Source organism: Streptomyces sp. NPDC001393, from assembly GCF_053597455.1.
This window is the reverse complement of the sequence record NZ_JBSFIH010000085.1, coordinates 21,324-28,105: the sequence shown is the minus strand read 5'-3', so window position 1 is coordinate 28,105 and position 6,782 is coordinate 21,324. Positions and strand designations below refer to the sequence as shown.

Genomic DNA, 6,782 nt, shown 5'->3' with positions numbered 1-6,782 from the left:
GTGACCGTGCAATGGTGGAGCGGGTCGTGTTCGGGGGGGTTGGGCGGCCTGGTCGCGCCGGTGGGGCCCGCTCGACCGATCGGTCGAGCGGGGACCCTTCTCGTGTGCATGGCGAGCAGCCGAGAAGTCAGGCCGCGCGGACCGCCAGCTCGCGGAAGGTGCTGGCGTGGAAGACCAGGGGCTCGTCGTCGGGCACGGCGCGGGCGGCGTGAACCCGCAGGAGCACGATCGCGTGGTCGCCCGCGGGCACGATGTCGGCCACCGAGCAGTCCAGCTGGGCGGGCGCACCGTCGATGAACAGGGCCCCGTCCTCGGTCTCGGTCAACGGTACGCCCGCGAAGCGGTCCCCGGTCTTCGCCGCAACCTGCCGGCAGACCAGTGAGTGGTCCGAGCCGAGGACGCTCACCCCGAGCCGGGGCAGCTCGGCGAGCTTCGGCCACGTCGTCGAGGTGTTCTGGACACAGAAGGAGACCAGCGGCGGGTCCATCGATACCGGGGTGAAGCTGCTCGCAGCCAGCCCGAGGGGACCCTCGGGTCCCCGTCCGCAGATCGCGACGACGCCACTGGGGAAGCACCCGTAGAGCTGGCGCAGGGCCGCGGTGTCGAGGACCGGATCGGCCGGCCAGGAGTTCGTCATCACGGTGGTCTCCTCCTATTTGAGACATCTGGGGTGGCATGGGCGCGACAAGAGAGGGTGTGGCACCTTGGGGCGGTCCGCCCCGAGGCATCCAGTCCGGGTGCTGACCCGGACCTGCGGCGGGTTCTAGCCGATTCCGGAGATCACGATCTTGCCGTTGGTCTGGCCGTCTGCGAGCGCAGCGAAGGCCGACTTCGCGTCGTCGAAGGGGACTTCCAGCCCGATCGTGGGCTCGATGCCCCGGTCGTGCACGAACTGGACGAGGTCGGCCAGCTCGGCCCGGGTGCCCATCGTGGCCCCCTCGACCCGCAGCTGCAGGAAGAACAGCCGCTGTAGGTCGGCGGGTGGGTTCGCCCCGGTGGAGGCGCCGCAGATGATGATCGCTCCGCCCGGGCGGAGCGACTTCATCGAGTGGCTCCAGGTGGCCTCGCCGACGGACTCGAACACCGCGTCGACCTTGGCGGGCAGCCGTGCGCCGGGCTCGAAGACCGCGTCCGCGCCCAGGCTTTCGGCCAACTTCCGCTTGGCCTCGGTCCGGCCGGTGACCCACACCCGGAACCCGGCGGCCCGACCCAGCTGGATCAGTGCCGTCGACACCCCGCCAGAGGCGCCCTGTACGAGCATCGTCTGGCCCGGGCGCAGCCCGGAACGGGTGAACAGCATCCGGTAGGCGGTGAGCCAGGCGGTGCCGAGGACCGCGGCGTGGCTGTCCGGCAGGTCGTCCGGGATCGGGACGATGTTCCGCTTCGGTACGACGACCGTGGACGCCAGGGTCCCCTGGAACACCTCGGTGAGCAGCGACCGGCGAGGGTCGAGCGTCTCGTCACCGGAGAAGTCGGGGTCGGAGATCACGGGGTGCACGATGGCCCGCGTCCCATCGGCGAGGGTGCCCACCGCGTCCATCCCGAGGATCATCGGGAACCGGTCGGCCTTGATGCCGACACCTCGCAGGGCCCAGAGGTCGTGCATGTTCAGGCTCGCTGAGCTCACCCGCAGCGAGGTCCAGCCGTCCGGGACCTCCGGCTCCGGCCGCTCGCCGGCGACCAGTGCACCGAGGGGATCCTCCGGGGCCGGCGCCTCGGCATAGATTGCGCGCATGTTTTTCCGTTTCGTTTGAGGTTGCGGCGTCCGCCCCGCGCGATCGCCCCGAGGCGGACCGGCCGTCAGATTCCGTAGTGGTTCAGCCGCCGACGGAGGTTGTCCTCGTCCTCCGGGGACAGCTTCAGCGCCGACATGTCGCCCGACTGGATGGCCGCCAGTTCGACGTCGCTGACGCCGTAGCTCTTCGCGATCCGCTCCGGGAAGTAGATCAGCTCCGTACGCAGGGTCGGACTCGTGCCGAGATCCTTGATCAGTTCCTCTAGCCCCACCGGAGGCCCCTCTCTTCCTTCACCACGATCTGGGTCATCGTCGACACCGTCGCACTCAGACGCCGACCAGGAACGGACGCGACTTGATGTCCGCGACGTGCGGCAGCACTTCGCGGGCGAACAGCTCGCGCGAGCGGTCCGCGATCTCCACGGGCAGGTTGCCGAACCGGAACTGCGCGAGGACGTAGGTGATGCCCACCTCGCCGAGCTCGTGGAGCTGCTCGATGACCTGGTCGGGCGTGCCCGCCAGCAGCCGGTCGCTCAGGGCGTTCGCCACGGGCTCGCCGTCGATGTCCCCCGGCTCGGGGTTGACGCCGTGCACCGGCGTCGCGCCCTGGAGCAGCGACTTCGACAGCCGTGTCTGCCACGCGCTCGCCCGGACCGCGGCCTGGAGCTCCTCCGGGTCCGTGCCGCAGTACACGAAGCGGTTGGCCTCGTACTCGAGGCCCTGGACGTTCGTGCCGTAGTCCTCGACGCACTTCTCGATGAATTGGCGCTGGATGCCCAGCTCCTCGCGTGTCCAGAACGTCGGGGTCATGAAGTGGAAGTTGTTCTTCGCCGCGAACTTGATGGAGTCGGGGCTCGATGCGGCCATCCAGATGGGCGGGTGGGGGGTCTGTGTCGGCCGCGGAAGTACCGTGACCGGTGCCTCGACCTGGTGGTGCTGCCCCGCAAAGGTGCTGTCCGGCTTGGTGAACAGCTGCAGGATGAGTTCCACCGACTCCTCGAACAGTTCACGGCTCTTCTGCGGGTCGACACCGAAGCCCTTGAACTCGTGCGGCTGGTAGCCGCGACCGATGCCGAGGTCGAACCGGCCGCCGGTGATCGAGTCGAGCGTGGACACGTCCGCGACCAGCCGGACCGGGTCCCAGATCGGCAGGACCAGGATGGCCGTTCCGACTCGGAGGTTCGGCGCGAGTGCCGCGGCCTGGGTGAGCAGAAGCAGCGGCGACGAGGTCACGCTGTAGTTGGAGAAGTGGTGCTCCGTGACCCAGATGCCGTCGAACTCGGTGTCGTTCGCCCACTGGACCTCGCGGAAGAACTCCTGGTAGCGAGCCTGGACGGTGTCGGGGCCGAGCTCTGACACGACGATCGGGTACTGCAGACCAATTCGCATTGGACCTCCTTGTGCGCAGTGCGCTCAGCCTGTTCGTATTGCGCTGTCACCATGGCTCCGGCCGAGGATTCCTGTCAAGGTGCGCGCCCGCCCGTCCTCCTCTTGACCGCCCCGGAGAGCCCTCCTAGCATGCGCACTATCAGCGCAGAATGTACGCAGTGCGCACAAGGAGGTGCCGGGATGGCTCACTACGCTCGCCACGCCGAGGCCGGCAGGAACCGGCTATGACGGGCGGTTCACATTCCGTCCTAGGGACGGCCGCTGGCCCACGACCTGGGCGACGTCCCGCAGGGCAGCCTCGTGGTGGCAGGCCAGACCGTGGAAACCTGAGACCTCGCGTTCGCCGTCCGCTACTCGGCCGGCATCGTGGCCGCGGCGCTGCCGCTGGAGCTCCCCGGGCGCCTCGAGATCACCCGGATGAACACGCGAGGCGACACCCGGGACGTCTACCGGGTGACCGTGGACGCCACCGACGGCACGAGCACGGGGATCTCCGCGGCAGACCGGCCCGCACCCTGCGGGTGCCGGCCTTCCCCGACTCGGTGCCCGACGACCTCACCCGGTCCGGGCACGTCGCCACGATCGTGAACGACGGCGAGCGCCCGAACCGGGGCGCCGCCGCCCAGGCCTCCATCGCCCTGCTGCGGCGCACGGGCCTCACACCGTTGGCGGGCGTCGCACCCCTGATCAACGAGATGGCGGGCAACGTGATGTCCCCGGCAGAGACCACCGCCTTCTGCCTGCAGCACCAGGTGCCCTTCCTCCACTCGACGGACGTCGTACGGGCACAGGGCCCCGACCGTCGGGACCTGACCCGGCCCGCCATGAGCTCCACCACACCCTTCGAAAGGCAGAGTCGCCGCATGTTGGAGAACGTCTCCACCGACCAGTCAGTGAAGGTCGTCACGGGCGCCGCGGGCGGGATCGGCAGCGCCATCGTCGTCGCCCTGGCCGAGCCGGACTCCGCGCTCGTCCTGGCGGACGCACGTCCGGTCCCAGAGGACATCCTCAACCAGGTCGAGAAGGCCGAGGCGACAGCGCATCCGGTCCAGGTCGACCTGTCCGACGCTGCCGCCGTGGACGAGTTCGCCGCGGCGCTCACCGCGCTCGGCCGCACCGACGTCCTGGTCAACAGCGCCGGCATTCACCCGCGGCAGCCCGACGGCACGCGCTGGCCGATCACCCACGTCGACCGCGCGATGCTCAACGCCATGCTCGCGGTCAACCTGACCTCGCCCATGGTGCTCTGCCAGACCGTCGCCCCCCTGATGACAGCGCGCGGATACGGCCGGATCATCAACATCTCAAGCCTCGCCGCCCGCGTCTACGTGGACCGGGTCAGCTCCTACTACGCCACCACCAAGGGCGCGCTGACCACCTTCACCCGCTACCTGGCCGACGAGCTGAACGTCTCCGGGGTGACCGCCAATTCGGTCGCCCCCGGCACCATCGTCACCGACCTGTTCAGCTCCGGCACGAAGACCTCGGAGCGCACCCGGCTCTGGTTCGACAACCTCCCAGCCCAACGCTTCGGGCGCCCGGAGGAGGTCGCCGAGCTCGTCCGGTTCCTCACCACGAAGGGCGCCGAGTACATCACCGGCGCCGTCATCGATATCAACGGCGGGGCGGTCTGATGCGGGTCGACGTCATCCAAAACGGCGAGGCGGCGCTCGCGAGCGTGGCGGACGCCGAGGACCTCAAGTCGCTCGCGGTCGTGGTCGGGCCGGGCGTGTCCGACGAGACGCTCGCAGGCGCGCTGACCGCGGGCGGGCTCGGCAGCCTGGACGGGCAGCACGCCTGGCTGTCGGTCGCCGCGCTGCGAAGTGCGGGCGAGGACTCGGACGCGTGGCGCTCTGGCTTCACGAAGATGATCGAGTTCGCCACCTCTCGCGGCTGGACGAACGAGAGCGGCAACGCCGTGCGGGCGCACGTCGAGCGCGCAGGGTCGGACTCCGCGTGACCCCCGAAGCAATATCAGCCCTACCAGTGAGGTGTGTCGATGAGTGACCCCGTGGAGACGATCGTCCCGACCGAGCAGGGCCGCATCTCTGCCGTCGGCTACGGATGGGATCCCGAGGCGGGCGGCGCGGAGGTCCCGATCGTGCTGCTGCACAGCCTGGGCACCTCGTCCCGGCTGTGGGACACGACCGTCCCGTTGCTGCGCGCGGCCGGGCGCTCGATCGTCACGCTGGACTTCTACGGCCACGGCCGCTCCCAGGACCCGAACTGGGTGCCGTCCATCCTCGACCACGCCGACGCCGTGGAGAGCGTGCTCGACGCGCTGAAGATCGACCGCTACCACCTCGCCGGGACCTCGCTGGGAGGCGTCGTCGCGATCGAACTGGCCTCCCGCCCACAGTGCCGTGCCGACGCGATCGTCCTCAACGGCACACCGGGCTGGCACCTCGAGAACCAGCGCATGGCCCGGCTGCGGTCGCTCAGCCAGCGCCTGGGACCGTCCGGGCTCCCGTCGCCGGAGATGACCGCGGGCGGCACTGTCCGTGACTTCGACGACATTGAACGCAAGGCACGCGCCGCCGACCTCACCCGTTGCGGCCCCTGGTTCCTCCACACGATGTGGGCGATCGCGAGCTACGACCTGGCCGCGCGGCTGCCCCTGATCGACGTGCGCGCCCTGGTCCTGATGGGCGACGGGGACTTCCACATGGCGACCTCCTACGTCCTGGAGGACAAGATCCGGCGCTCCACCCCGGGCCTGATCGCAAACGCGGGCCACCTCACCCCGTACGACGCGCCCGAGGAGATCGCCCAGCACCTCCTCGCGTTCTTCTGAGCAACCCCCACCCGACAGACCTCGATGACGAGCGGAGTGACCTGGTGAGCGCGGTACGGGACATCCTGGCGGACACGAACGGCTGCCAGGTGGTGCCGGGCGCCTACGACCGCACCTCGGCCGCGCTGGTCGCGGCCGAGGGATTCCCGGCGGTCTACCTGTCCGGGGCGTCGATCCAGGGCTCGTATGCGGGCTTCGAGGACGAGCCGGCAGTGGCGGACTTCCTGGAGTCCGCCCGGCACGTGGCGGGCGCGACCGGCCTGCCCCTGATCGTGGACGGTGAGGACGGGTTCGTCACCCCGTCCGAGTCCGTGCGCGCGCTGGTCGAGGCCGGGGCCGCCGCGGTGCACGTCGAGGACTTCTCCCCGACGGGCGGCTTCGTCGAACCGGAGGACTTCGTCCGCAGGCTCGGCGAGGTCGCCGCTGCCGTTGCCGACCTCGACGGCATGCTGATCGCACGGACCGACGGCGTCCGCACCTCGCCGGAGGAAGCGATCGCCCGCGCCCAGCGCTACGCCGACACGGAGGGCGTCGACGCGGTCCTGCCGTTCCTGGGTCCGCTGCTCCAACCGGACCGCAAAGCCGACCTGCTGGACTTCCTCGACCGGCTGGTCGCGGCGGTGGATGTGCCGGTCGTGGCCTACGCCCCGCTCGGGCACGAACTCACGGCCGCCGAATGCACGGAGCATGGCGTGCCGGTGCTGTTGGTCCCGCACCTGCTGCTCGGCACCGCCACGGGTGCGATGCGTCGTGCCCTGGGCGCGGTGCGGGACCCGGAGGCGGTCGCGGAGTTCGTCCGGGAGAACGAGGTGTGGAGCCTGCCCCGCCTCCGCGGGCTGTTCTGACCGCCCGCACTCAGCTGCT

8 protein-coding genes and 1 pseudogene are annotated in these 6,782 nt (G+C 70.1%); 5 read left to right on the top strand and 4 right to left on the bottom strand.

The window, feature by feature from the left end:
• Window positions 1-127 precede the first annotated feature (127 nt).
• From ACWC2T_RS42990 to ACWC2T_RS42975, 4 genes are all read right to left on the bottom strand, one after another.
• Window positions 128-637: a flavin reductase family protein gene (locus ACWC2T_RS42990; RefSeq protein WP_450675733.1), complete on the bottom strand. Its 510-nt coding sequence runs from the start codon at window positions 635-637 to the stop codon at window positions 128-130.
• A 126-nt stretch (window positions 638-763) separates the two neighbouring features.
• Entirely contained in the window at window positions 764-1,735 is a 972-nt protein-coding gene (locus tag ACWC2T_RS42985) for a zinc-binding dehydrogenase (RefSeq protein ID WP_450675732.1), read from the bottom strand.
• Between the two features lie 65 nt (window positions 1,736-1,800).
• A complete protein-coding gene (locus tag ACWC2T_RS42980) occupies window positions 1,801-2,007 on the bottom strand; it encodes a hypothetical protein (RefSeq protein ID WP_450675731.1) in 207 nt (68 codons plus the stop codon).
• A gap of 55 nt (window positions 2,008-2,062) precedes the next feature.
• The gene (locus ACWC2T_RS42975; RefSeq protein WP_450675730.1) at window positions 2,063-3,124 is read right to left on the bottom strand and encodes an LLM class flavin-dependent oxidoreductase; all 1,062 of its coding nucleotides are present in this window, start codon (window positions 3,122-3,124) and stop codon (window positions 2,063-2,065) included.
• 366 nt (window positions 3,125-3,490) lie between these two features.
• Between ACWC2T_RS42975 and ACWC2T_RS42970 the strand changes: the two are divergent.
• The 5 genes and pseudogenes from ACWC2T_RS42970 to ACWC2T_RS42950 form a co-directional block, all read left to right on the top strand.
• Window positions 3,491-3,849 (top strand): annotated as a pseudogene (locus ACWC2T_RS42970) (3,4-dihydroxy-2-butanone-4-phosphate synthase); the annotation flags it as partial.
• Window positions 3,835-4,758, top strand: coding sequence for an SDR family NAD(P)-dependent oxidoreductase (locus tag ACWC2T_RS42965; protein WP_450675735.1), 924 nt, complete (start codon window positions 3,835-3,837; stop codon window positions 4,756-4,758). The pseudogene ACWC2T_RS42970 and the gene ACWC2T_RS42965, both read left to right, overlap by 15 nt.
• Window positions 4,758-5,084, top strand: coding sequence for a hypothetical protein (locus ACWC2T_RS42960; protein ID WP_450675729.1), 327 nt, complete (start codon window positions 4,758-4,760; stop codon window positions 5,082-5,084). Before ACWC2T_RS42965 ends, ACWC2T_RS42960 begins: the two co-directional genes overlap by 1 nt.
• A gap of 39 nt (window positions 5,085-5,123) precedes the next feature.
• Window positions 5,124-5,918, top strand: coding sequence for an alpha/beta fold hydrolase (locus ACWC2T_RS42955; RefSeq protein ID WP_450675728.1), 795 nt, complete (start codon window positions 5,124-5,126; stop codon window positions 5,916-5,918).
• A gap of 44 nt (window positions 5,919-5,962) precedes the next feature.
• The gene (locus ACWC2T_RS42950; protein ID WP_450675727.1) at window positions 5,963-6,763 is read left to right on the top strand and encodes an isocitrate lyase/PEP mutase family protein; all 801 of its coding nucleotides are present in this window, start codon (window positions 5,963-5,965) and stop codon (window positions 6,761-6,763) included.
• Window positions 6,764-6,782: the final 19 nt, after the last annotated feature.

Bases quoted from the DNA above. Each gene is read 5' to 3' on its own strand.
- ACWC2T_RS42965 (WP_450675735.1), top strand. From the start codon at position 3,835: ATGTCCCCGGCAGAGACCACCGCCTTCTGCCTGCAGCACCAGGTGCCC.
- ACWC2T_RS42960 (WP_450675729.1), top strand. From the start codon at position 4,758: ATGCGGGTCGACGTCATCCAAAACGGCGAGGCGGCGCTCGCGAGCGTG.
- ACWC2T_RS42955 (WP_450675728.1), top strand. From the start codon at position 5,124: ATGAGTGACCCCGTGGAGACGATCGTCCCGACCGAGCAGGGCCGCATC.
- ACWC2T_RS42990 (WP_450675733.1), bottom strand. From the start codon at position 637: ATGACGAACTCCTGGCCGGCCGATCCGGTCCTCGACACCGCGGCCCTG.
- ACWC2T_RS42985 (WP_450675732.1), bottom strand. From the start codon at position 1,735: ATGCGCGCAATCTATGCCGAGGCGCCGGCCCCGGAGGATCCCCTCGGT.
- ACWC2T_RS42975 (WP_450675730.1), bottom strand. From the start codon at position 3,124: ATGCGAATTGGTCTGCAGTACCCGATCGTCGTGTCAGAGCTCGGCCCC.